Consider the following 22,960-nt stretch of genomic DNA (forward strand, 5'->3'; position numbering starts at 1 on the left):
CCGGCGTTTGGCTCCGGCGGCTACAGCTCCCGGGCGAACGCGACGACATCGTCGTGCGAGGGGATGCGGGTGAACCCGGGCCGCGGGTAGAACGCGATCGCGCCGGTGTTGCGCACGTCGGCGGCCAGGTGCAGGCCGGTGACGCCGCGTGCCTGCAGTGCCGCGATGAGGGTTTCGATGAGTTCGCGGCCGACGCCCTGCCCCTGCAGTTCGGGCAGCAGGTCGATGTGCAGGTGCGCGGGATAGCTGTCACCGAACGGCTCGGCCCCGGCGCGGCGCCCGTAGGCGTACGTCAGGATGCCGTCCTGGCGGGTCACCGCCGCAACGGGGCGCGGCCAGCGCTGCGCGAACCGCGGCCACCACTCGGTGGCGAACCAGTCCTCGAACGCGCGGGTGTCATCCGTGCCGACGACGTACCCCGCGACGCGGCCGTCGTCGGTCAGGGCGACGAATGCGAGATCGGGATGCCGCGCCACGTACGGCAGCACGAACACGGCCGCCCACAGGTCGTCGTCGACGAGGATGCCGGTGGCATCGGCGCCGGCGTCGGCGGTTCGCAGGCGGACCTCCGCGAGCGCGGGCTCGTCACCGGAACGGAAGGGACGGATGTGGGGCATCCGACCAGTCTATGAACGGTCGGACGCGGATGCCCCGGAAGACGTGGATGCCTCGGAAGCCGCAGTCGCCGCGGGCGAGTCCGGCGCCTCGGCCGCCGCGGTGATGCGGTTCGCCATGCCGCGGAAGATGAACCCGTGGAAGGGCAGCACGGCGAGCCAGTAGAGCCGTCCGGCGAGCCCGGCGGGGAAGAACACCGCCCGTTGCCGATACCGCGAGCCGCCCGGCGCCGAGCCCGCGCCACCTGCGTCCCCGCCCGGCGCGGGATCGCACTCCAGGTCGAGCCAGGCGAGGCCCGGCACCTTCATCTCGGCGCGCAGGCGCAGCAGGTGCCCCGGCTCGACTTTCTCGACGCGCCAGAAGTCGATCACGTCGCCTACGGCCACCCGCGAGCGGCTGCGTCGTCCGCGGGCGAGGCCGACGCCGCCCACGAGGCGATCCATCCACCCGCGCACCGCCCACAGGAGCGGCGCCGAGTACCAGCCATTGTCGCCGCCGATCCCCTCGATCACCGCCCACAGGCGCTCCGGCGAGGCGGTCGTGGAGGCCACCCGCACGTCGGTGAAGACGGTGCGCCCCGCCCAGTCGGGGTCGGACGGCAGCGGGTCGGAGGGCACGCCCGTGACCTCGGCATCCTGCCAGCTCGTCTCGACGGTGTCGGCTTCGACGCGGCCGAGCGCGAGCGCGACGGCGCTGCGATACGACGTCAGGCCGCCCTCGGGGCGCGGGATGAGCTCGTCGACGGCATGGTCGTCCACGACGCACTCGTTCTGCAGCGAGGCGATGAGCGGGCGCGCGATCGACCGCGGCACCGGCGTGACGACGTTCACCCAGTGCGAGGCGAGTCCGGGGGTCAGCACCGGCAGCGGGGCGATCGGCCGCTGCGGCAGGCCCGCCTCGACCGCATAGCCGTTCATCATCTGGCCGTAGCGGAGCACGTCCGGGCCGCCGATGTCGACCGCCCGGTTGACATCCGGATCGACGCGCGCCGCCCCGAGCAGGTAGTGCAGCACGTCGCGCACGGCGATCGGCTGGATGCGGTTGCGCACCCAACGCGGCGCTGGCATGTACGGCAGCACGTCGGTCAGGTGGCGGATCATCTCGAACGAGGCCGAGCCCGACCCGATCACGACGCCGGCCTGCAGCACGAGGGTCGGCACGCCGCTGCGCAGGAACACCTCCCCCACCTCGACGCGCGAGCGCAGGTGCGGACTGAGCGGCGCCCCGTCGGGGTGGAGGCCCCCGAGGTAGACGATGCGGTGCACGGATGCCGCGGCCGCCGCGTCGGCGACGGCGTGCGCCGCCGCGAGGTCGGCCTGCTCGAATCCGCGCCCCTGCGCCATCGAGTGGATGAGGTAGTACAGCACGTCGACGTCCGCGGAGGCCTCGGCGAGCGCCGCGGCATCCGTCGCCGACCCGGCGACGACCTCGACCTCATCGCCCCAGTCGAACGCGGCGAGGCGGGCGGGGTCGCGCACGAGCACCCGCACGCGGTAGCCCGCGGCGAGCAGGCGCGGCACGAGCCGGCCGCCGATGTAGCCGGTGGCGCCCAGCACGAGCGCGCGCGGCGCCGTGCCGTCCGGGCGCGGGACGGCGCGCAGGGCCTCTTCGCGCCCCGTAGGGGTCGACTGCTCGGTCATGCCGCGAGCGTACGACGAGCGGCGGCAGCGGGCGACGGGCTTGCGCCCCGGCATCCCGCGCAGTAAGCCGCGCGGGGTCGGTCAGCACTTCTCAGCGCGGCTCAGCGCTGCTCAGCACGACTCAGCGCCTCCCCGTGCCGAAGATGCCGCGGATCACCGAGGTGAGGATGGTCTGGGTCGACTTCGCGTTGAGCACCTGCTCGAGGGGCGAGGTCTCCTTCTTGCGCGAGGTGCGGGTCGTGCGCGACGTGCCCCCCGAGGCCTTCATGAGCCGGTCGTACTCGCGCTGGCGCTCCTTCTCGGCGGCCGCGTCGGCCTTCGCGATCGCGGCCTGCTGTTTCGCGAGTTCCTTGTCGGCGGCAGCCTTGGCCTTGGCGGCTTCCGCCGCGGCATCCGCCTCGGCGGCCGCGTTCATCTTGGCCGTCAGGATCTCGCGCGCCGACTCGCGGTCGATGGGCGTGCCGTACTTCGCCAGCAGCGGCGACGCCTTCACGGCGCGTTCGATGTCGGGGTCGGGCGTCGGCGACATGAGCCCCTGCGGGGCGCGCAGGCGGGTCCACGCGACGGGCGTCGGCGCGCCCTTCTCGCTCATGACGGTGACGATCGCCTCACCGGTGCCGAGCTCCTGCAGCACCCGCTCGAGGTCGTACCCGCTCTTGGGGTAGGTGCCGACGGTCGCGCGGAGCGCCTTCGCGTCGTCGGGGGTGAAGGCGCGGAGCGCGTGCTGCACGCGCGAGCCGAGCTGCCCGAGCACGTCGGAGGGCACGTCCTTCGGGGTCTGCGTCACGAAGAAGACCCCGACGCCCTTCGAGCGGATGAGGCGGACGGTCTGGGTGATCGAGGACAGGAAGTCCTTCGAGGCATCCTTGAAGAGCAGGTGCGCCTCGTCGAAGAAGAACACGAGCTTGGGCTTGTCGAGATCGCCGACCTCGGGCAGCAGCTCGTAGAGCTCGGCGAGCAGGTACATGAGGAACGTCGAGAACAGCGCCGGCTTGTCGGCGACGCCCGGCACCTCGAGCAGCGAGATGACGCCGCGCCCGTCGGGGGCGGTGCGCAGGAAGTCGTGCACGTCGAACTCGGGCTCGCCGAAGAACACGTCGGCGCCGTCGTCGGCGAAGGTGATGAGCTCACGCAGGATCACCCCGGCCGTCGCGGACGACAGCCCGCCGAGCTCCTTCAGCTCACCCTTGCCCTCGTCGCTCGTGAGGTAGCTGAGCACGGCGCGCAGGTCGGAGAGGTCGACGAGGGCGAGACCGTTCTCGTCGGCGTAGTGGAACACGAGGCCGAGGCTCGACTCCTGCGTCGCGTTGAGCCCGAGCACCTTGCTCAGCAGCAGCGGCCCGAACCCCGACACGGTCGCGCGCACCGGCACGCCCTTGCCGATGCCGCCGAGGGCGAAGTACTCGGTGACGGATGCCTCGGGCTTCCAGTCCTGCCCGATCGCCTGCGTGCGGGCGAGGAGCTTCTCGTTCGACTCCCCCGGCGTCGCGACGCCCGACAGGTCGCCCTTCATGTCGGCGGCGAACACGGGCACGCCCTTCGCGGCGAGCTGCTCGGCGAGGCCCTGCAGCGTACGCGTCTTGCCCGTGCCGGTGGCGCCGGCGACGAGCCCGTGCCGGTTCATCATGCCGAGCGGGATGCGGATCTGCGCGGTCGGCACCGGGTCGCCGTTCATCAGTGCGCCGAGGTCGAGGGTCTCGCCCGTGAACGTGTACCCCGCGGTGATCGCGGCGATCTCGTCGGCGCCGAGCGGGCCGGATGCCGCGTCGGCGGCGGCCGGTGCGGGCTCGGGAGCGGGTTCGGCAGGCGCCGGCGCCGCGTCGGCGGGCTCCGCGGGTGAATCCGCGGCATCCGCGGCATCGGCGGCGGCGCGGGCGGCGGCGAGCGCCGCCTTCGCCTGAGCGAGCTTGAGGGCGGCCTCGGCCGCTTCTGCTTCGGCCTGCAGTCGGGCCAGTTCCGCGTCGTCGGCAGCGTTCATGGCGCTCAGCCTAGCGATCCGGGCGACGGGCCTCACGGTCGAGAGCGGGCGTGAAGAACGCCGCGACCACGAGCGCCGCGCCGAGCCCGGCGAGCGTGCCGCCGACGGTGTCGGTGAACCAGTGCGCGTGCACGCCGGTGCGGCTGAACGCCATGGCGAACACCCACGCGGCTCCGACGATCGCGACCCACAGCCGCGGCACGATCACGACCGCGATGACCGCCAGGGTCGCCGCGTTGGCCGTGTGCCCCGAGGGGTACGAGCCGTGGTCGGAGACGACGATCATGTCCTCGGGGCGCGCGCGGCCGAACATCGCCTTCAGCACCTGCACGATCAGGGCGCTGCCGGCCGAGGCGCACAGCGCGAACAACGCGCCCCACGGGCGCCGTAGGGCGAGCAGGATCGCCGCCGTGCCCAGCGGCACGACGAAGGTCGCGAACCAGCCGCCGCCGAGGAAGTTCAGCACGAGCGCGAGCGGCCGGAGGAAGGAGAACACGTCGACGAACGAGTTCCACCAGTCGTCGATGTCGATGTCGACCTCGAGGGTGATCTGGATGCCGAGGCCGATCGCCAGCACGATCAGCACGACCCCGATCACCAGGCGCTGCAGTCCCGTCGTCTCGACCTCGTCGTCCACCGGTGCGCTCATCGACCCATTGTGGCAGGCGTGGCGCGAACCCCCGCGCCGCGGACACTCACGGCGCGAGCCGCTGCACGGTGCGCGGGCGGACGATCAGCCACAACGACAGGCATCCGATCACAGCGCAGCCGACCATGACCGAAGCCATCGTCGTAGCGGTGATGCCGGCGTCGCGGGCGATCCAGCCGACGATCGGCGAGATGAGCCCGGCGACGCCGAAGTTGCAGGCGCCGATGATGGATGCCGCGGTGCCGGCGGCCTTGCCGTGCCGGTCGAGCGCCAGCACCTGCACGCACGGGAAGGTGAAGCCGCATGCGGTCATGAAGACGAACAGGGCGGCCATCGTCGGCCAGAGGCCGAGCCCCAGCTGATCGAACACGATGATCGCGGCCGAGGCGAGGACGAGCGTGGCGGTCGAGAACGCGAGCACCCACTGCGGCCCGAAGCGGGCGGCGAGCCGCGACGCGGTCTGCACGCCGAGCACCACGCCGAGCGAGTTGACCGCGAACAGCATCCCGTACTGCTGCGCGTCGAAGCCGTACCCCTCCTGGAAGAGGAACGACGAGGAGGACAGATAGGAGAAGAGGCCGGAGAAGGTCATGCCGCCGATGATCAGCACGCCGATGAACACCCGGTCGCTGAAGACGCTGCGGTAGCGCTGCAGCACCGTCGCGCCGCCGTTCGCGCCGCGGCGGGCCTTGGGCAGCGTCTCGGGCACGAGCGCGATCGCCGAGACGAGCATGACGGCGCCGTACACGGCGAGCACGACGAAGATGCCGCGCCAGGGCATGACCGCGAGAAGCGCCGAGCCGATGAGCGGCGCGATGACGGGCGCGACGCCGGAGACGAGGGCGAGCCGGCTCAGCATCACCACGAGGCGACGGCCGCCGAACAGGTCGCGCACGATCGCCATGGCGACGACGCCGCCGGCGGCGGCGCCCATGCCCATCAGCACGCGAGCGATGGCGAGGAGCGTGAGATCGGGGGCGAGCGCCGCGCCGATGCTCGCGATCACGTGCAGTGCGGTCACCGCGAGCAGCGGCCGGCGGCGGCCGACCTTGTCGCTCAGCGGGCCGACGATGAGCTGGCCGAGCGCGAAGCCGATCATCGTGCCGGTGAGGGTGAGCTGGATCGCCGCGGCCGTCGTCTGGAAGTCCTGCTGCAGCACCGGGAACGCGGGCAGGTACAGATCGATCGTGAAGGGGCCGAGCGCCGTGAGCGCGCCGAGCAGGATGATGTAGACGACCCGGCGGCCGGTGCCGATGGCGTCGCCCGGGTGCAGCACGATCGGCGCCGTCGCGGGGTTCGCGCCGAGCGTGCGGATCGCGCCGGTCTGGGCAGCGGGCGTGGAGGAGGTGGAGGGCGAAGCGGTGTCGCGCACGGGGTCCCGTCGTTCGAAACGATTCGGCAAAACCCGTCCATCGTATCGCTCCCAGCCTTCTCCCCGGCCGGGGTCGTATCCGAGCGCATAGAATCGTGCTGTCCTCCCGCTCCGCGGACCGCACCCGAGCCGAGATCACGCACATGACCCCGACCTCCTCCGGCACGCGTCAGAGCGGCAACCCCGCCACGCAGGCCGCGATCGACCTCACCGTCAAGCAGCAGCGCGAGCAGCAGAAGCAGCAGAAGCTCGCCGAATACGAGCGTCAGCTCGCCCGGCGCCGCCGCGGCCGCCTCACCTGGTGGATCGTCGGCTCCGCCGCCGGCCTCGTCGTGATCGCGCTGATCGCGGCATCCATCATCTTCACGCCGAAGCCCGCGACCTACGACGCCGGCGGCACAGGCGCCGAGATCGAGGGCGTCGAGACGTTCACGAACGAGACTCAGCACGTCGAGGGCGCCGTCGACTACCCGCAGAACCCGCCCGCGGGCGGCCCGCACAACCAGTACTGGCTGAACTGCGGCGTCTACGACCAGCCGCAGCAGAACGAGAACGCGGTGCACTCGCTCGAGCACGGCGCCGTCTGGGTCACCTACGACGCGTCGCGGGTGAGCGGCGACGAGCTGGCCACCCTGACCTCGCACCTGCCGTCGAGCTACGCGATCCTCTCGCCGTACGAGGGCCTGCCGAGCCCGATCGTGCTGTCCGCGTGGAACGCGCAGCTGAAGCTCGACAGCGCCTCCGACCCGCGCATCGGCGAGTTCTTCGAGGAGTACTGGCGCAGCCAGAACGTGCCCGAGCCCGGCGCCGCGTGCACCGGCGCCATCGACGGGCCCGGCAAGACGTCGTGACCTCGGCGCCCGGGGCCGCGCCCGCAGAACGCACCGGCCGCAGCCTGCCGCCGTGGTGGGCGGTGCTGCTCGTGGCGATCGCCGTGGCGGGGGTCGCCTTCGCGATCGGCCGGTTCACGACGTTCGCCGCCGCCCCGGCCACGCCCGGCACCGACTCGCCCGAGGCGGGGTTCGCCCGCGACATGCAGGTGCACCACGGGCAGGCGGTCGAGATGGCGATGGACATCTACCGCACCACCGAGAACGACGACGTGCGGGTGCTCGCCTACGACATCGCGACCACCCAGTCGGCGCAGAAGGGCGAGTTCTACGACTGGCTCGTGAAGTGGAACCTGCCCCAGCGCGGCGCCCCGCTCATGTCCTGGATGCAGGGGTGGACGGATGCCTCGGGCTCCGATCACGAGCACGGCGGCGGGTCCGCGCCGGCATCCGAGGCCGAGCTCATGACCCAGATGGGGATGGCGAGCGCCGCCGACCTCGCCCAGCTGCGCGCCGAGTCGGGCACCGCCGCCGACTGCACGTTCCTGCGGCTGATGATCCGCCACCACGAGGGCGCGGTGCCGATGGCGGAGGCCCTCCTCGACCTCGGCAGCGAGCCGCGCGCGCTGCAGGTCGCCGAATCGATCCGCGCCACCCAGTCGGCCGAGATCGACCTGATGACGAGCCTGCGCGCGGGCCTCGCCTGCACCGACTGACGCGCCGCCCTCGCACCGGCGCCGCCCTCACCCGGCGTGCAGCCCTCACCCGGGGCCACCCTCACCCGGCGTGCAGCACCGGGCGGAAGAAGCGCCCGGCCGGGGGCGCCCACAGCGCGATGAGCACGAGCAGGTAGACCACGATCTGCGCCGCTGCCCACCAGCTCCACTCCCGCGCGAGGGCGAGGGCGAGGGTCCACGCCTGCAGCACGATCAGCGCGGCGGCGAGGAGCGTGACGAACAGGCGGGACAGTCCGCTCCCCCGCGACAGCCCCGCCGCGGCGGCGACCGAGAGCAGTCCGAACAGGATGATCCCGGCGCCGACGAGCGAGACGATCACGACGAGGTCGGCGGGCACCTCGTAGCGGCTCAGCAGGAACAGCACGCCGAACATCGCGCTCGCGAGCCCGCCGAGGTAGACCGCCACGACCGCGAGGGTCACCGGAACCGGACGGGATACGGTCTGCGGATGCGGCACCGTCGGGTGCGCGGAGGCGTCGACGAGCGTGCGGGCGACGTAGCGGCGCTGCACGAGCCGCACGATCTCGATCAGGCACACCGCCCGACCTGCTCAGCGACACGCGCCACCGCCCCACGGCGATCGTGGGGGTGTGCGACGAGGTAGCGATCGGCGCGATCATCGCCGCGCGGCGGCTCGGCATCCAGGTGCCGTCGGGGCTCAGCGTCGTGGGGATCGACGACCACGAGTTCGCCGAGATGTTCGCGCTGACCACCCTGCAGCAGGTGCCGCGAGATCAGGGGCGGAGCGCGGTCGCCGTGCTCCTCGCGGAGATCGCCGATCCGGCGCGCGAGCGCACGGAGCTCCGGATGCCGGCGCGCCTGGTCGTCCGCAGTTCGACGGCGGCCCTCCAGGACGACGCGTTCGGTCTCTGAGGGACAACCTCACGCCCCGTGGAACGCGGAAGACCCCCGGGCATCGCCCGGGGGTCTTCGCTGCGATTCTCCGAAGAGACTCGATTACTTGAGGGTGACGGTCGCGCCGGCCTCTTCGAGGGAAGCCTTGGCCTTCTCGGCGGTCTCCTTGTTGGCGCCCTCGAGGACGGCCTTGGGGGCACCGTCGACGACGGCCTTGGCCTCGCCGAGGCCGAGCGAGGTGAGCTCGCGGACGACCTTGATGACCTGGATCTTCTTGTCACCGGCGGCCTCGAGGATGACGTCGAACGAGTCCTTCTCCTCCTCGGCGGCGGCGTCGCCGGCACCACCGGCGGGGGCACCCGCGGCGGCGACCGCGACGGGCGCGGCGGCGGTGACGTCGAAGGCCTCCTCGAACGCCTTCACGAACTCGCTGAGCTCGATGAGCGTGAGCTCCTTGAACTGGTCGAGCAGCTCCTCAGTGCTGAGCTTTGCCATGATTTTCTCCTTGAGTTGGGGTTCTTCTACGCCGAGGCCGAATCAGGCCTCGGACTCCTTCTTCACGCGCAGCGCGTCGACCGTGCGAACGGTCTTCGAGGGGAGCGCGTTGAAGACGTATGCCGCCTTGGTCAGCGAGGCCTTCATCGCACCGGCGAGCTTCGCCAGCAGGACTTCACGGCTCTCGAGATCGGCGAGCTTGTTCACCTCGTCGGCGGTCAGGGCGGCACCGTCGAAGTACCCGCCCTTGATCACCAGCAGAGGGTGTGCCTTGGCGAAGGCACGCAGGCCCTTCGCGACGGCGACCGGGTCACCGTGCACGAAAGCGATGGCAGACGGGCCCTTGAGCTCGTCGTCCAGCCCCTCGACCCCGGCGCGCTGCGCCGCGATCTTGGTCAGCGTGTTCTTCACCACGGCGTACTCCGCGTCCTGACGGATGCTGTTGCGGAGCTCCTTGAGCTCGGCAACCGTCAGACCGCGGTACTCGGTCAGCAGGACGGCGGTCGAACCCTCGAAATTCTTCGTGAGCTCGGCGACCGATGCTTCCTTCTGCGCCATGGCCACTCCTTATGTCTCATCAGACATGTCTACGAGACGCCCCGCGGGAGCGAGACGTCGCCATCGACGCTGTCCCCCCACAACACGAAAAAGCTCCGGCGCATGCGCACGGAGCTTCTGATCCGGTTTCCCGGGAATTCTGTGACACCTGCGCGGGCCCCTGCGATGCAAGGCTTCGTCGACATGCACTCGCGCGCACGCCGAGACCAGCGGTCTTTGGCTCCCTCCAGTGTACGCGAGTCGGATGTCCCGCACAAAATCACCGGCGCACCGCTCGGGGCATGGGCAGTTCTCCCCATACGCGTCCGGAACCGAGCCCACCTAGGGTCGAGCCGACGCGGAGGGGACATGGTCGATCTCAGAGTGGACACGGGCGCGATCCGGCGCAGTCAGGCGACGTTCAGCGACATCCGCGACAGGCTGGAGTCCGCGATGGCGGGCTTCGATTCGGTGTCGGGCGCGAGCGTCGCCCAAGAGGAGCTGCGTCGGCGCCCGGAGGCGGGAGCGCACGATGAGTTCCGGCGCGGGCGTTCCGCGCCTCGCTCGACGACGGCTTCCGACCGCAGCTGAGCGACGTGCACGAGGCCTTCGGGTCGTCGCGCGACGCTCTCTCCGCCTGGGCGAACGAACTCGACGGATTCCAGAGCCGTGCCCGCGACCTCGAGAACGAGGCGAGCCTCGCCGCAGGAGCACTCGACCGGCGGAACCGCGAACGCGCACAGGCGCGCAGCGACGCGCTGGCCGACCCGATCGCCGCCGCCGGCAGCACCGACCTGGCCGACGCCGATCGGCGCGCCCGCGCCGCAGAGGCGACACTCGATGGCATCCGTCGGCGCGCCCGCGCCCTCGAGGCCGAAGCCGACGCCCGCGCGATCGCCTGATGACCGCGAGGCGCAGATGTCGGGCAACGACCTCGCCGGCGCACTCGCTCAGCCGGCGGTGAACCTCGTCGAGCGCGGCCGCAACCTCATCCAGGGCCAGTGCCCGCGCACCGACCAGGAGATCGCCGACCGTGACGGAGACTGACGCGCCGATCGTCTGGCAGCGGGTGCCCCAGGGCTGGATCGAGCTCGTCGGCGGCTGCGGCGATGACCCGCGCCTTCGACACAGCACGCGAGACGCTCCGCACGAGCCCGTATGCCGTCGCCGGCATCTTCCCCTACCTCGACGGCGAGCCGACGGTGTTCTTCCTCGGCACGACGATCCTTCCGGCCCCCGACGACCGAGACGCGGCCCGGACTGTTGCGAGCCTGGTCGGACTCGTCCGCTTCGGCGACGACATGCGCACCGAGTCGTTCGTCGCGCTCGACGGGCACGTCGGCTCGGCCTCGCTCGGGCGCGCGACGCTGGAAGACGGCACGATCGTCGGGGCGATCACGGGCGAGATCCCACTCCCGGACGCTGAGCGGGGGACGGTCTTCATCCTCGCGCTGAGCCTCGACCCCGACCGGCTCGACGAGCTGGGGCCCTACGCCGCCCTCGCCCTGGACTCCACCCGGCTCCTCGCCCCGGGGGACGCCCCGGCTCCTACCCCGGCGCCGCCTGGACAGACGCCGAGGCGGCCCGCGAGCCGGTCTCCGCGGGGATCACGGCCGTCGTGGTGGCGATCGTCGCCGCGCTCGCCCTCGTCCCGTCGGTCTGGCTGCTCGTCGCGCTGCACCGTTCGGGTCGTCGCCTCGCCCGCGCGGCGGGCTTCTGGGCCGGTCTCCCCTACCGTCAGGGCCGCCGCGCGGCGACGCGGGGCGACTGGTTCTCCGTGCGCTTCCTCGCCTTCTCCGGCGACCTCTTCCTGCGCGTGCTGACCTCGGCGCTCGCGGGCCTCGCGGCCGTCTTCACGGTGTCGAGCGTGTACTACTCGATCGCCGTCGACCCGTCGGCCGGAGGCGTCGCCGCATCCGTCGCCCTCTCCGCGCTGCTCGTCTCCGTGTGCGTCGGCCAGTGCGGCGGAGTCCAGCGCATCCAGAACGGCTACACCGCGCGCGATCCCTGGACGTTCGCGCGCCGCGCGCGAGGCTGACCCGACTCGGGGTTAGCCTCGAAGACATGAGTCCGGAGGTCATCGCGAGCGTCGCCCCCGAACTCGCCGCCCGGATCGTCGCCGACTCGCGCGATCGGGTGGGCTGGATGCGTGCGCGCTCGCGCGGCATCACGGCGACCGACGTCGCCCAGCTCACCAGTCACACCTCGATCGCCCGCGCGGCCGATGCGAAGCTCGGCGCGGGGCGCGGGTTCTCCGGCAACGCCTACACCGACCACGGCCGGCGCCGCGAGCCCGAGATCGCCGCGTGGGTGGCGGCGACCCATGGCATCCACCCCTCGTCGGCGCTGTTCCACGCCGTCGTCGAGGAGCGGCACCTCGCGACCCCCGATGGGATCGCGGTGGATGCCGAGGGACGCGTCACCCTCTCCGAGATCAAGACGACGAACAAGTCCTGGCGGTCGATCCCCCGCACCTACCTCCGTCAGGTGTGGTGGCAGCAGCACGTGCTGGGCGCCGAGCGCACGCTGGTGGTCTGGGAGGAGCACGACGGCTTCGTGCCCGTCGGCGACGAACCCCGATGCGCCTGGGTCGAGCGCGACGAACGCGAGATCGGTCAGCTGGTGCGCCTGGCGACCGAGCTGATCGACGAGCTGTACCGGCGAACGGTGCTGCGCCAGGCGCAGGACGCGAGCCGCCCTGTGCGCCCGCGCGAGCCCTACCGCGCCCTCGCACTCGGCGACTGACACTCCGCCACCGGGGATGGTTGACACTGATCAACCACAGGTTTATAGTTGACCGGTCTCAACCATTGACGTCGATCAACGATCCGCCGTTCGGCACCGCAGCCCTCGTCCTCGCAAAGGAACCCGTATGTCCGTCACGCCTCCCGACACCGCGGCGAGGCCGCGCATGAACCACCGCCAGGTGCTCGAGGCCCTCTCCGGCCTCATCCTCGGCATGTTCGTGTCGATGCTCGCGTCGACCGTCGTGTCCACTTCGCTCCCCGTCATCATCCACGACCTCGGCGGCAACCAGACCGCGTTCACGTGGGTCGTCACCGCGACCCTGCTGACCACCGCGATCTCCACCCCGATCTGGGGAAAGCTCGCTGACCTCACCAACCGCAAGGTGCTCTACCAGCTCGCGATCGTGATCTTCGTGCTCGCCACCGCCGCGGCGGGCTTCGCGCAGAACCCGGAATGGCTGATCGCATGCCGCGCGGTGCAGGGCATCGGCGCGGGCGGCCTCGCCGCGCTCAGCCAGGTGCTCATGGCCGACATCATCAGCCCGCGCGAACGCGGCCGGTACATGGGCCTGTTCGGCGGCGTCATGGCGCTCGCGACGATCGGCGGGCCGCTCCTCGGCGGCGTCATCACCGACGCGTGGGGCTGGCGCTGGAACTTCTTCGTGGCCCTCCCCGTCGCGATCGTCGCGCTGATCCTCGTGCAAGCGACGCTGCACGTGCCCGCCCGCCCGAAGCAGAAGACGACGATCGACTACCTCGGCATCGTGCTGCTGTCGGTGTCGGTCTCGCTGCTGCTCATCTGGGTGACGAACGCGGGCACCACGACCACGGGCGCCTGGAACGACCTCGCGAACAACAACGACTGGTGGAGCCTCACCACCGTGCTGATGCTCGGCGGCGCCGTCCTCGCGGCGATCCTCTTCGTGATCGTCGAGCTGCGCTCCGCGGAGCCGCTCATCCCGCTGACCCTGTTCCGCAACCGCACCTTCACCCTCTCGGTGATCGCCTCGATCGCCACGGGCATCGCGATGTTCGGCGCGTCGGTGTTCCTCAGCCAGTACATGCAGCTCGCGCGCGGCGCGACGCCCACCGAGGCCGGCCTCATGACGATCCCGATGATCGGCGGCCTGCTGATCTCGTCGATCGGCGTCGGCGCGCTCGTGACGAAGTACGGCAGCTGGAAACCGTACCTCATCGTCGGCTCGGTGCTGCTGGTCGCCGGCTCGTTCCTGCTGTCGACGATCCACTACGACACCGACTTCTTCCTCGTGTCGGTCTACATGTTCCTCCTCGGTGCGGGCGTCGGCATGACGATGCAGAACCTGGTGCTCGTGGTGCAGAACCAGGCGCGCCCCGACCAGATCGGCGTCGCCAGCTCGGGTGTGACCTTCTTCCGCAGCCTCGGCGGCACGATCGGCGTCTCGGTGATGGGCGCGGCGCTGTCGGCGCGCGTCATCGACCTCGTCGCCGAGCGCAAGGACGACATCACCGCGGCGCTCATGAGCCTCGGGGACAAGGCGCAGTACTGGGGCGAGCAGCTGCAGTCGGGCGCCCTGCCGAAGGTGTCGGCGATGCCCGAGGCGCTGCGCGTGGTGTTCGAGGACATCTACGCCAACGGCATCTCGCACTCGTTCCTGATCGCCGTGCCGTTCGCGGTCGTCTCGCTGCTCGCGATCGTCTTCCTGCCGAACCGGTCGCTCACGACGATGACGACGTCCGAGCGCCTGCAGGCCGGCGAAGCGGACCTCGCCACGGTGTCGGTCCCCGAGGGCATGGCGACCCTCACCGCGACGGGCGCGGTGCGCACGGTGGATGCCGGTGACGACAACGGCTCCGCGGGCGACGCTCGGTAGACTCGACGGCATCATGACCACTGACGACCTCCCGACCCGCACCGAGGCGGTGCGGGCGCTGGAGGCGCAGTTCGGGGAGCTCATCAACCGGATGCGCCGCGTGCTGACCGAGAACGCGCAGCGGGTGAGTCCGGGCATGCTCCCCGGCGCCTACAAGGTGTTCACCACGGTCGTGAACCGCGAGCGCATCTCGCAGTCGGCCCTCGCCGAGGTCCTGATGGTCGACAAGGGGCAGCTCAGCCGCACGGCGCGCGAGCTCGAACAACTGGGGCTCATCCAGCGCGAGTCCGATCCCGACGACGGCCGGGCGAGCATCCTCTCCCCCACCGCGCTCGGCCTCGAGCGTCTCGCCGCGGCGCGCGCCCCGCAGGAGCACACCCTGATGGGAACCCTGCGCGACTGGCCGCTCGACGACATCCACAACCTCACGCGCCTGCTGCACGCCCTCTCGGCCGGGGCGCTCCCGGGTGCCGAGGCCGCCGCCGGCACCGGCACCCCCGCATCCGATGACCGAGCGCCCGCCTCGCAGAGCCTTCTCGACCCGGTAGCACCCGCGTAACACGGCGGAGACAATCGCGCGGTTGACTGTGACGACCGGGCACTCCGCCGGCGCCGTCGACCTGCAACCGGAAGGACGCGCATGTCTCCTGATCGCCTCCGCCGCTTCCGCTCTCCCCGAGCCTCCTCGCTCTCCGCCCCGGTCGACTCGGGCACGCCCGCCCCGGCCCTGGCCGCTGCCGCAGGGGCGCACGAGGTCCCCGAAGAGATGCGCGCGGTCGTGTTCGACGCGCCCGGGCCCGCAGAATCGCTCCGCGAGACCGCCGTCCCCACACCCGCGCCGGTGCTGAGCGAACTGCTCGTGCGGGTCGTCGCCGCGGGCGTCAACCCGATCGACGCGAAGACACGTGCCGGCCGCGGGGTCTCGGGCGCGATCGAGCAGTTCCCCTCGACGCTCGGCTACGACTTCAGCGGGGTGGTCGTGCGCGCCCCCTACGAGACGCATCCGTTCCCCGCGGGCACCGAGGTGTTCGGAATGGTGCCCTTCCCCCGCTCGGGCGGGACCTACGCGCAGTACGCCGTCGTGCCGACGCTGTCGGTGGCGCGCAAGCCCAGCGCGCTCTCCCACGTCGAGGCGGCCGGCGTGCCGCTCGCCGCGCTCACCGCGTGGGGCCTCGTCGTCGAGACGGCCCACGCGCACGAGGGGCAGCGGATCCTCATCCACGGCGCCTCGGGCGGAGTGGGGCACTTCGCGGTGCAGCTCGCCGCCTACTTCGGCGCGCACGTGAGCGCCACCTGCTCGCCGCGCAACCTCGCATGGCTGCGCGAACTCGGGGCATCCGTCGTCATCGACCACACCGCGATGGCCTTCGAAGACGTCGTCGGCGACGTCGATGTCGTGATCGACCTCGTCGGGAACGTGCACGACGACACCGGCACCCGTTCGCTCACGGTGCTGCGACCGGGCGGCCTGTACATCGTCGTGCCGACCGGGTCGTGGCCCGGCTACGCGCAGGCGGCGACGGATGCCGGGGTGCGCGCCACCGCGTACACCGTGATCCCCGACGGCGGCGCGCTCGCGACGATCGGCCGCCTGCTGACCTCCGGCGCGATCCAGGTGTACGTCGACCGGGTGTTCCCCCTCGACGAGGCGGCCGCCGCGCACGAGGCGCTCGAGCAGGGTCGCACGCGGGGCAAGATCGTGCTGGCGGTCAGCGCGGGCTGATCGCGCGCGGCCGGCGTCGCGGCCGGCACCGGCCGGGCGGTCTCACACCGCGAGGACGCGCCGCCCCTCGGCGACGACCTCGACTGCGACGGCGTCGAGCAGGGCGGACCGCAGGTTCCACTGCTGCCAGTACAGCGGCACGTCGACGGGCGCGCCGCCGAGCCGCACGAGCCGCCCGTCGGCCAGGTGATCCGCCGACTGCAGCGTCGGCAGGAGCGCCCAGCCGAGCCCCCGCACGGTCGCCTCGGCGAAGTCGTGCGAGGCGGGCACCCGGTGCCGCGGCGGCAGCGCGGGGTCGACGCCACGGGAGGCGAGCCATCGGGTCTGCAGATCGTCGCGACGGTCGAAGTCGATGAGCGGCGCCCGCGTCAGCGCCTCGGCGAGCGCGGCGGAATCGGCGGGGTCTGCGCCACCTCCGCCCGCCCCCGGCAACCAGGTGCCGACGAACGCAGGCGTGGCGACGGCTTCGTAGCGCAGCACGCCGAGGGGCTGCACGCGGCATCCGCCCACCGGCACCGCGCGCGAGGTGACCGCGCCGGTCACCGTGCCGTCTTCGAGCATGCCCGCCGTGAAGTCCTGATCGTCGCGGTGCAGGTCGAAGACCACCGGATGCCGCGCGCTCAGCCGCGCGAGCGGCGCGAGGAACCACGTGGCGAGCGAGTCGGCGTTGACCGCGAGCGGCAGGGCGACGGGGCCCGCGCCCTGACCGAGCTCGACGGCGGCATCGTGCTCGAGCAGCGCGACCTGCCGCGCGAAGCGGACGACGGCGTGCGCTTCGGCGGTCGGCCGAAGCGGCTTCGTCCGCACGAGGAGCACGCGGCCCACCTCGTCCTCGAGGGCCCGGATGCGCTGGCTGACCGCGGACGGCGTGATGTGCAGTGCACGGGCGGCGCCCTCCATGCTGCCCGCGTCGAGCACGGCGGCGAGGGTCGCGGCTCCCAGGGCGGGAATCGGCATGAATAAGCGCTCCTTCATCGACATAAGAATCCTGAGCTGGACTGTATCAGCGGCTGCCCGTATGTTCGAGCCATGCTCGCCTCCACCGCCTCCGGTCTCGCCCTGGGGCTCTCCCTCATCGTCGCGATCGGGGCGCAGAACCTGTTCGTGCTGCGCCAGGGCATCCGCCGCGAGCATGCCCTCGCCGTCGCACTCGTCTGCGCCGCCTCCGACGCGATCCTGATCGCCGTGGGGGTGTCGGGTCTCGGCGCGGTGCTGCACGCCGTGCCGTGGCTGATCGACGCGGTGCGGTGGGCCGGTGCCGTCTTCCTCGCCGTCTACGCCGTCCTCGCTGCCCGGCGGTCGCTCCGCCCCGGCGCGGAGGTGCTCGACGCGGGCGCCGCACGCGCCCCAGGCCGCCGCGGCGCCCCGCTGCTGCCGGTGCTGCTCACCTGCCTCGCCCTCACCTGGCTGAACCCGCATGTCTACCTCGACACGGTGTTCCTGCTCGGCTCGGTCGCGAACACGCACGGCGCGCACCGATGGTGGTTCGCCGCCGGCGCGATGGCGGCGTCTCTGCTGTGGTTCTCGGCCCTCGCGCTGGGCGCGCGCTACCTCGCCCGCTGGCTGGCCACCCCGCGGGCATGGCGGGTGCTCGACGGTGTGATCGCCGTCGTCATGATGGCCCTCGCGGTGAGCCTCGTCTGGCCGCGCTGAGACCAGGGCGGCTCCCCGGCGGGATCAGCCGTCGATCTCGGCCTTCCGCGCCGCGACGAGCGCACGGACGGTGTCGTCGGGGAGCGGCTCGGTGAACCGGATGGTGCCCTTCGCGTGATCGACGCCGTCGAGCAGCGGCAGCACCGCGTTGATCGCCCCGGGGCTGAACGGGTAGATGCCGAAATGCTTCTTCGCGCGCATCACCGACAGCAGCGGCGAACCGCGGTAGACGAGCGCGGGCATGCCGTAGCCGAGGCCCTGCTCCGCCTCCCGCACCACTTCGAGCGCGAGGTCGTACGTGTGCGAGATGACCGCGCTGTCGGCCGGGTCGAGGGTCGCGAGGTAGTCGTCGATGGTTCCCATAGGGGCATCCTTCCCGCTCCGGTGCGCCGGCGGAAGGTCCGCGCCAGGATGGGAGCATGAGACGAGTGCACGCGATCGTGACCGGAACCGTGCAAGGCGTGGGCTACCGCTTCACGCTGCAGCACGTCGTCGAGCGCGCCCATGCCACCGGGTGGGTGCGGAACCTCCGCGACGGGAGCGTGGAGGCGGAGATCGAGGGCGAGGATGCCGCGGTGGAGGCCGTGCTCGATTGGATGCGGGAAGGCCCGCGCGGCGGCGACGTGACCGGCGTCGAGGTCGCCGAGCTCTCCCCCACCGGCGGCACCGGGTTCGAGGTGCGCCGGGACGGCTGACTCAGGCGGGCAGTCCCGCCGCGAGCTCCGCGAACACGTCAGCCGCGTCGTCGTGGACGCTCAGCGCCGCCGCCTGCCCTGCCCACAGGCTCACGAGGTCGGCGCGACCCTGCTGTGCGGCCGCCGCGCGGAACTGCCCGGTGAGCCAGTTCTGCGCCGGGAACGGCAGGATCTCGTGCTGCTCCAGCAGGCGCATCGCCGCGTTCGGGAGGCCCCGGGCCAGGCGCCCGCTCATCGCCCGCGTGAGGACGGCGCTCGTGTCGTGCGCGTGGGTGATCGCGCGGCGGTGCCCGGCCGTCGCGGCCGATTGACGGGTGCGCAGAAACGCCGTGCCCACCTGGACGCCGCTCGCTCCGAGCGCGAAGGCAGCGGCGACGCCGCGCCGGTCGGCGATGCCGCCGGCGGCGATGACCGGCACGTCGACCGCGTCGACGACCTGGGGCACCAGCGCGAACGTGCCGACCAGGGAGTCCTCCGGCGGGGCGAGGAACGACACCCGGTGCCCGGCGGCCTCGGCACCGGTGGCGACGACGGCATCCACGCCGCCCGCCGCGAGCGCCTGCGCCTCCGCCACGGTGGTCGCCGTGCCGATCAGGGCGATGCCGTGCTCCCGCGCCGCCGCGACGACATCGGGGGCGGGCACACCGTAGACGACGCTGAGCGCGGCGGGCCGCGCCGCGAGCACCGCGTCGAGTTGCTCCTCGACCGGCGGCAGGAACCGGGCCGGCGCCTCGGGCAGCGGGAGGCCGAGCTCGGCGAACAGCGGCGCGAGCGCGCTCCGCACCCGCTCGAGGTCCCCGTCATCCACAGCCGCTTCGTCGCCGGTGGGCAGCCACAGGTTCAGGGCGAAGGGTCGCGTCGTCGCGGCCCGCATCTGCGCGGCGGTCTCGGCGATGCGCGCGCCGTCGTAGCCGTACAGCCCGTAGGAGCCGAGGCCGCCGGCCTCGCTCACCGCGGCGGTCAGATCGATGGAGGAGAGTCCGCCGAACGGCCCCAGGACGATCGGAGAGTCCGTGCTGAGGACGTCGCGGAGAGCGCGGGGAGCCATGTCGCAACGCTAGCGCGGGAACGGGAAAGGCCCCACCCGAAGGTGAGGCCTTTCCGTCTGCTCGGTGCGAGCGGATGCTCAGGCGAGCGAAGCGACGTCCAGCGGGATGCCGGGGCCGAACGTGGTCGACACGGCGCCCTTCTGGATGTAACGGCCCTTCGAGCTCGAGGGCTTGAGGCGCACGATCTCCTCGACCGCGGCCTTGAAGTTCTCGTCGAGCTGCTCGGCCGTGAACGAGGCCTTGCCGACGACGAAGTGCACGTTGGCGTGCTTGTCGACGCGGAACTCGATCTTGCCGCCCTTGATCTCCTCCACGGCCTTGGCCGGGTTGGGGGTCACGGTGCCGGTCTTCGGGTTCGGCATGAGGCCACGGGGGCCGAGCACCTTGCCGAGGCGACCGACCTGGCCCATGAGCTCGGGCGTCGAGACGGCCGCGTCGAACGCGGTCCAGCCGCCGGCGACCTTCTCGATGAGCTCGGCGCCGCCGACCTCGTCGGCGCCTGCGGCGATCGCGGCCTCGGCCGCGGGGCCGGTGGCGAACACGATGACGCGGGCGGTCTTGCCGGTGCCGTGCGGCAGGATGACCGTGCCGCGGACCATCTGGTCGGCCTTGCGCGGGTCGACCGCGAGCTTGAGGGCGACCTCGACGGTGGAGTCGGTGTTCTTCGAACCGGTCTCCTTCGCGAGGTTCACCGCCTCGGTGGACGTGTAGAACTTGTCGCGGTCGATCTTCGCCGCGGCTGCTTCGTAAACCTTGGACTTAGCCATTGTCGTCTCCCCCTCAGTCCTCGACCGTGATGCCCATGGAACGGGCGGTGCCGGCGATGATCAGCGAGGCGGCCTCGATGTCGTTCGCGTTCAGGTCGGGCATCTTCGTCTCGGCGATCTGGCGCACCTGGTCCTTGGTGAGCTTCGCGACCTTGACGGTGTGCGGGGTCTTCGAGCCCTTCTGCACGCCGGCGGCCTTCTTGATGAGTTCTGCCGCGGGCGGGGTCTTCAGGATGAACGTGAAGCTGCGGTCCTCGTAGACGGTGATCTCGACGGGGATGACGTTGCCGCGCTGCGACTCGGTCGCGGCGTTGTACGCCTTGCAGAACTCCATGATGTTGACGCCGTGCTGACCGAGCGCGGGCCCGATCGGCGGCGCCGGGTTGGCGGCACCGGCGTTGATCTGAAGCTTGATCAGGCCGGTCACCTTCTTCTTGGGTGCCATTTCCTTGTCCTTTCCTCGAACGGATGCCGAGGCATCCGTTCTCCCGCGAATCCGGCCTCTCCGGACAGCGGTACGTCCGCGTGCACGCGGACAACCTGCCTATTCTACGACAGGAGTCTGTATTACTGCTTGGTGACCTGGTCGAACGACAGCTCGACCGGGGTCTCGCGCTCGAAGAGCGAGACGAGCACGGTGAGCTTGCCGCTCTCCGGCTTGATCTCGCTGATCGAGCCGGGCAGGCCCGCGAACGAGCCCTCCTTGATCGTGATGGTCTCGCCGATCTCGAAGTCGACCTCGGTGACGACCGAACGCGCCTGCGTGGCCGAGCCCTTGGCCGCACCCTTCGCGGGCGCCGTCTCGGCGACCTGCACGAGCGAGCGCAGCATGTTGAACGCCTCTTCGAAGCGCAGCGGCGTCGGGTTGTGCGCGTTGCCGACGAAGCCCGTGACGCCGGGCGTGTGACGCACGACCGACCAGGTGTCCTCGTTCAGCTCCATGCGCACGAGCACGTAGCCGGGGATCCGGACGCGCGTGACCATCTTGCGCTGACCGTTCTTGATCTCGACGACGTCCTCCATGGGGACCTCGACCTGGTAGATGTCCTCTTCCACCTCGAGCGTGTTCTTGCGCTGCTCGATGTTCGCCTTCACCTTGCGCTCGAAGCCGGCGTAGGAGTGGATGACGTACCACTTGCCCGGCAGCGACCGCAGCTCGGCGCGGAACGCCTCGTAGGGGTCTTCCGGCTCGGCCGGCTCGGTCTCCGCCTCGACCTCGGCGGCGTCGACGATCTCGGCGGCCGCGGCCACCTCGGCGACGGCATCCTCGTCGAGCACGGGCTCGTCGGGCTCGCCGTTGACGTCGGGACCGTCGTACGGGGTCACGTCGTCGGCGGCCGCAGCGGCGGCTTCGGCCTCTTCTTCGGCGAGCGCGTCGGTGAGCACCTCAGCGGCGGCCTCGGCCTCGGCGGCCTGGTCAATCTCGAGTGCGTCGTTCACGATGGCGTCTGCCTCCGGGTCGTCGATGTCGATGTCTTCGTCGTCGTCCTGGCTGTCGTCGTCTTCGTCGTCGTCTACGACGTGCACGGCGAGGTGCTCGGCGGGAGCCGAGGATCGCTCTTCGGCGGCGAGGATGTTGCCCTCCTGGGCTTCGTCGTCCTCACTGGACTGCTCGGCGGCGGTGGCCCGGTCGGCGTCGTCGACATACTTTTCAGACACGTGTGTTCACTTCCATCGGGGGCGGGCTGTCGGTCTGGTGCCCGCGTCAGGCGGGAACACCGAAGACGAGGTTGACCACCCAGGTGAAGAGCAGATCGAGGCCGTACACGATCGCCATCATGACGACGACGAACCCCAGCACGACCAGGGTGTACTTGACGAGCTCCTGCCGGGTCGGCGTGACGACCTTGCGAAGTTCGCCGAACACCTGACGGATGAAGAGGGCGATCCGCTGGAAGAAGTTCAGCTTCTTGTCGCGGGGCGCGCCGCCTGCTGCGACGACCTCGCCGTGCGCCTCTTCCTCGACCATGTACCCACCCGTGTGAATTGCTCGGACTTGCATTCCGTGCCGGCATCAGCCGACACGCCTTCTGTGTCAACTCAGCGCTGACGCGCAGGGCGGACAGGAATCGAACCTGCAACCTGCGGTTTTGGAGACCGCTGCTCTGCCAATTGAGCTACCGCCCTAGAGACCGTTCCGGTCTCAGGAGAGTCTGCCATCTCCCCGGCCGTGCCCGGCAGGCACGGCGAAAGAATGCAGACTTCCACTGCACTGTCCAGTGTACGTCATGGCCCAGGGGCACGCGAACGCACGGGCCCGGTCAGTACTGCTGCACCCCGTACCGATCGGGTTCGTCGCCGCGGTGGATGTCGCGGCCCGAGAGCGAGGTCGGCACGATCCGCACGTAGTTGTACTTCAGCGTCGGCACCCACGGCGTGAGGGCCAGCCGATCGGCGGCGTCGACCTCCTCGGTCGTCTCGAGGCGGTGCGCACGCCCGCGGACGACGACGCTCCAGGCATCCGTGTCGGTGTACTCGTCGACCTCGAACAGCACGTCGTCGTTGATCGTCACCTCGGTGAGCTTCGAGCCCTCCGCGGTTCGGAAGACGAGGCTCTGCCCGTCGACGATGTAGTTCACCGGGAAGACGTCGAGCACGTCGCCCACGTGCGTCACGAGCCTGCCGAGCTGCTGCTCGGCGAGGCGGTCCCAGCACTCGCGATCGGTGAGGAAGACGACGGCATCGGACTCGTTGCTCATGCCCCCATCCTGCCCCCGGGCGCATCGCAAGGGAAGGCGTCCCCGCAGGGAAAACGCCGCTCGCGG

General features: G+C 71.3%; 29 protein-coding genes and 1 tRNA gene. 13 read left to right on the top strand and 17 right to left on the bottom strand.

Going from position 1 to position 22,960, the window contains the following annotated elements; translation table 11 throughout:
• Positions 1–20 precede the first annotated feature (20 nt).
• The 5 genes from FHX68_RS07565 to FHX68_RS07585 form a co-directional block, all read right to left on the bottom strand.
• On the bottom strand, positions 21–617 hold the full coding sequence (locus FHX68_RS07565) for a GNAT family N-acetyltransferase (protein ID WP_141379818.1): 597 nt from the start codon (positions 615–617) through the stop codon (positions 21–23).
• A 9-nt stretch (positions 618–626) separates the two neighbouring features.
• The gene (locus FHX68_RS07570) at positions 627–2,255 is read right to left on the bottom strand and encodes an SDR family oxidoreductase (RefSeq protein WP_141379817.1); all 1,629 of its coding nucleotides are present in this window, start codon (positions 2,253–2,255) and stop codon (positions 627–629) included.
• Between the two features lie 121 nt (positions 2,256–2,376).
• Positions 2,377–4,233 (bottom strand): helicase HerA-like domain-containing protein, encoded by a 1,857-nt coding sequence (locus tag FHX68_RS07575; protein ID WP_141379816.1) that lies wholly within the window; start codon positions 4,231–4,233, stop codon positions 2,377–2,379.
• A gap of 10 nt (positions 4,234–4,243) precedes the next feature.
• Positions 4,244–4,882, bottom strand: a complete 639-nt coding sequence (locus FHX68_RS07580) for a phosphatase PAP2 family protein (protein ID WP_141379815.1) — start codon at positions 4,880–4,882, stop codon at positions 4,244–4,246.
• A 46-nt stretch (positions 4,883–4,928) separates the two neighbouring features.
• Positions 4,929–6,254 (bottom strand): multidrug effflux MFS transporter, encoded by a 1,326-nt coding sequence (locus tag FHX68_RS07585; protein WP_174799082.1) that lies wholly within the window; start codon positions 6,252–6,254, stop codon positions 4,929–4,931.
• Between the two features lie 143 nt (positions 6,255–6,397).
• Between FHX68_RS07585 and FHX68_RS07590 the strand changes: the two genes are divergently transcribed.
• Positions 6,398–7,105, top strand: a complete 708-nt coding sequence (locus FHX68_RS07590; protein WP_141379813.1) for a thioredoxin-like domain-containing protein — start codon at positions 6,398–6,400, stop codon at positions 7,103–7,105.
• Positions 7,102–7,800 carry a DUF305 domain-containing protein gene (locus FHX68_RS07595; RefSeq protein WP_141379812.1) on the top strand — a complete coding sequence of 233 codons (699 nt, stop codon included), beginning with the start codon at positions 7,102–7,104 and terminating at the stop codon, positions 7,798–7,800. Before FHX68_RS07590 ends, FHX68_RS07595 begins: the two co-directional genes overlap by 4 nt.
• 61 nt (positions 7,801–7,861) lie before the next feature.
• On the opposite strand, the gene FHX68_RS07600 is transcribed toward FHX68_RS07595, so the two are convergent.
• The gene (locus FHX68_RS07600) at positions 7,862–8,359 is read right to left on the bottom strand and encodes a hypothetical protein (protein WP_229661478.1); all 498 of its coding nucleotides are present in this window, start codon (positions 8,357–8,359) and stop codon (positions 7,862–7,864) included.
• Here FHX68_RS07600 and FHX68_RS07605 point away from each other — a divergent pair.
• A complete protein-coding gene (locus FHX68_RS07605; RefSeq protein ID WP_229661481.1) occupies positions 8,257–8,694 on the top strand; it encodes a substrate-binding domain-containing protein in 438 nt (145 codons plus the stop codon). The two genes, FHX68_RS07600 and FHX68_RS07605, sit on opposite strands and share 103 nt — an antisense overlap.
• A gap of 84 nt (positions 8,695–8,778) precedes the next feature.
• Here the strand turns inward: FHX68_RS07605 and rplL are convergent, their stop codons facing one another.
• Both rplL and rplJ read right to left on the bottom strand, forming a co-directional pair.
• Entirely contained in the window at positions 8,779–9,171 is a 393-nt protein-coding gene (gene rplL / locus FHX68_RS07610) for a 50S ribosomal protein L7/L12 (protein WP_141379811.1), read from the bottom strand.
• Between the two features lie 42 nt (positions 9,172–9,213).
• Positions 9,214–9,729, bottom strand: a complete 516-nt coding sequence (rplJ, locus tag FHX68_RS07615; RefSeq protein ID WP_141379810.1) for a 50S ribosomal protein L10 — start codon at positions 9,727–9,729, stop codon at positions 9,214–9,216.
• A gap of 348 nt (positions 9,730–10,077) precedes the next feature.
• Between rplJ and FHX68_RS07620 the strand changes: the two genes are divergently transcribed.
• The 8 genes from FHX68_RS07620 to FHX68_RS07655 all read left to right on the top strand — a co-directional run bounded on the left by FHX68_RS07620 (position 10,078) and on the right by FHX68_RS07655 (position 16,031).
• Positions 10,078–10,299, top strand: a complete 222-nt coding sequence (locus FHX68_RS07620) for a hypothetical protein (protein WP_141379809.1) — start codon at positions 10,078–10,080, stop codon at positions 10,297–10,299.
• 5 nt (positions 10,300–10,304) lie between these two features.
• Positions 10,305–10,610 (top strand): hypothetical protein, encoded by a 306-nt coding sequence (locus FHX68_RS07625; RefSeq protein ID WP_141379808.1) that lies wholly within the window; start codon positions 10,305–10,307, stop codon positions 10,608–10,610.
• Between the two features lie 16 nt (positions 10,611–10,626).
• Positions 10,627–10,755 carry a hypothetical protein gene (locus tag FHX68_RS16145; RefSeq protein ID WP_255314011.1) on the top strand — a complete coding sequence of 43 codons (129 nt, stop codon included), beginning with the start codon at positions 10,627–10,629 and terminating at the stop codon, positions 10,753–10,755.
• 574 nt (positions 10,756–11,329) lie between these two features.
• Complete coding sequence (locus tag FHX68_RS15190) at positions 11,330–11,746, top strand: hypothetical protein (RefSeq protein ID WP_170214196.1); 417 nt, start codon at positions 11,330–11,332, stop codon at positions 11,744–11,746.
• A 26-nt stretch (positions 11,747–11,772) separates the two neighbouring features.
• Complete coding sequence (locus tag FHX68_RS07640) at positions 11,773–12,453, top strand: YqaJ viral recombinase family protein (protein WP_141379805.1); 681 nt, start codon at positions 11,773–11,775, stop codon at positions 12,451–12,453.
• Positions 12,454–12,580: 127 nt separating this feature from the next.
• Positions 12,581–14,308 carry an MDR family MFS transporter gene (locus FHX68_RS07645; RefSeq protein WP_229661477.1) on the top strand — a complete coding sequence of 576 codons (1,728 nt, stop codon included), beginning with the start codon at positions 12,581–12,583 and terminating at the stop codon, positions 14,306–14,308.
• A 13-nt stretch (positions 14,309–14,321) separates the two neighbouring features.
• Positions 14,322–14,867 (top strand): MarR family winged helix-turn-helix transcriptional regulator, encoded by a 546-nt coding sequence (locus FHX68_RS07650; RefSeq protein WP_141379804.1) that lies wholly within the window; start codon positions 14,322–14,324, stop codon positions 14,865–14,867.
• 207 nt (positions 14,868–15,074) lie between these two features.
• On the top strand, positions 15,075–16,031 hold the full coding sequence (locus tag FHX68_RS07655) for an NADP-dependent oxidoreductase (protein ID WP_373288688.1): 957 nt from the start codon (positions 15,075–15,077) through the stop codon (positions 16,029–16,031).
• Between the two features lie 42 nt (positions 16,032–16,073).
• On the opposite strand, the gene FHX68_RS07660 is transcribed toward FHX68_RS07655, so the two are convergent.
• Positions 16,074–16,988 carry a LysR family transcriptional regulator ArgP gene (locus FHX68_RS07660; protein WP_141379802.1) on the bottom strand — a complete coding sequence of 305 codons (915 nt, stop codon included), beginning with the start codon at positions 16,986–16,988 and terminating at the stop codon, positions 16,074–16,076.
• 72 nt (positions 16,989–17,060) lie between these two features.
• On the opposite strand from FHX68_RS07660, the gene FHX68_RS07665 reads away from it, so the two are divergent.
• The gene (locus tag FHX68_RS07665) at positions 17,061–17,684 is read left to right on the top strand and encodes a LysE/ArgO family amino acid transporter (protein ID WP_141379801.1); all 624 of its coding nucleotides are present in this window, start codon (positions 17,061–17,063) and stop codon (positions 17,682–17,684) included.
• A 24-nt stretch (positions 17,685–17,708) separates the two neighbouring features.
• Here FHX68_RS07665 and FHX68_RS07670 read toward each other — a convergent pair whose 3' ends face one another.
• The gene (locus tag FHX68_RS07670) at positions 17,709–18,047 is read right to left on the bottom strand and encodes an iron chaperone (RefSeq protein WP_141379800.1); all 339 of its coding nucleotides are present in this window, start codon (positions 18,045–18,047) and stop codon (positions 17,709–17,711) included.
• A gap of 56 nt (positions 18,048–18,103) precedes the next feature.
• On the opposite strand from FHX68_RS07670, the gene FHX68_RS07675 reads away from it, so the two are divergent.
• The gene (locus tag FHX68_RS07675) at positions 18,104–18,379 is read left to right on the top strand and encodes an acylphosphatase (protein ID WP_141379799.1); all 276 of its coding nucleotides are present in this window, start codon (positions 18,104–18,106) and stop codon (positions 18,377–18,379) included.
• Between the two features lies 1 nt (position 18,380).
• Here the strand turns inward: FHX68_RS07675 and FHX68_RS07680 are convergent, their stop codons facing one another.
• The 7 genes from FHX68_RS07680 to FHX68_RS07710 form a co-directional block, all read right to left on the bottom strand.
• The gene (locus FHX68_RS07680) at positions 18,381–19,427 is read right to left on the bottom strand and encodes an NAD(P)H-dependent flavin oxidoreductase (RefSeq protein ID WP_141379798.1); all 1,047 of its coding nucleotides are present in this window, start codon (positions 19,425–19,427) and stop codon (positions 18,381–18,383) included.
• A gap of 78 nt (positions 19,428–19,505) precedes the next feature.
• Positions 19,506–20,195, bottom strand: a complete 690-nt coding sequence (gene rplA / locus FHX68_RS07685; RefSeq protein WP_141379797.1) for a 50S ribosomal protein L1 — start codon at positions 20,193–20,195, stop codon at positions 19,506–19,508.
• Positions 20,196–20,208: 13 nt separating this feature from the next.
• A complete protein-coding gene (gene rplK / locus FHX68_RS07690; RefSeq protein WP_005050009.1) occupies positions 20,209–20,640 on the bottom strand; it encodes a 50S ribosomal protein L11 in 432 nt (143 codons plus the stop codon).
• Between the two features lie 122 nt (positions 20,641–20,762).
• Complete coding sequence (nusG, locus tag FHX68_RS07695) at positions 20,763–21,854, bottom strand: transcription termination/antitermination protein NusG (RefSeq protein WP_141379796.1); 1,092 nt, start codon at positions 21,852–21,854, stop codon at positions 20,763–20,765.
• Between the two features lie 46 nt (positions 21,855–21,900).
• Positions 21,901–22,164, bottom strand: a complete 264-nt coding sequence (secE, locus tag FHX68_RS07700) for a preprotein translocase subunit SecE (protein ID WP_141379795.1) — start codon at positions 22,162–22,164, stop codon at positions 21,901–21,903.
• A gap of 85 nt (positions 22,165–22,249) precedes the next feature.
• Positions 22,250–22,322 (bottom strand) — tRNA-Trp (locus FHX68_RS07705).
• Positions 22,323–22,456: 134 nt separating this feature from the next.
• Positions 22,457–22,894 carry a pyridoxamine 5'-phosphate oxidase family protein gene (locus FHX68_RS07710; RefSeq protein ID WP_141379794.1) on the bottom strand — a complete coding sequence of 146 codons (438 nt, stop codon included), beginning with the start codon at positions 22,892–22,894 and terminating at the stop codon, positions 22,457–22,459.
• Positions 22,895–22,960 lie beyond the last annotated feature (66 nt).

The organism is Microbacterium lacticum (assembly GCF_006716815.1).
Lineage (GTDB): Bacteria > Actinomycetota > Actinomycetes > Actinomycetales > Microbacteriaceae > Microbacterium > Microbacterium lacticum.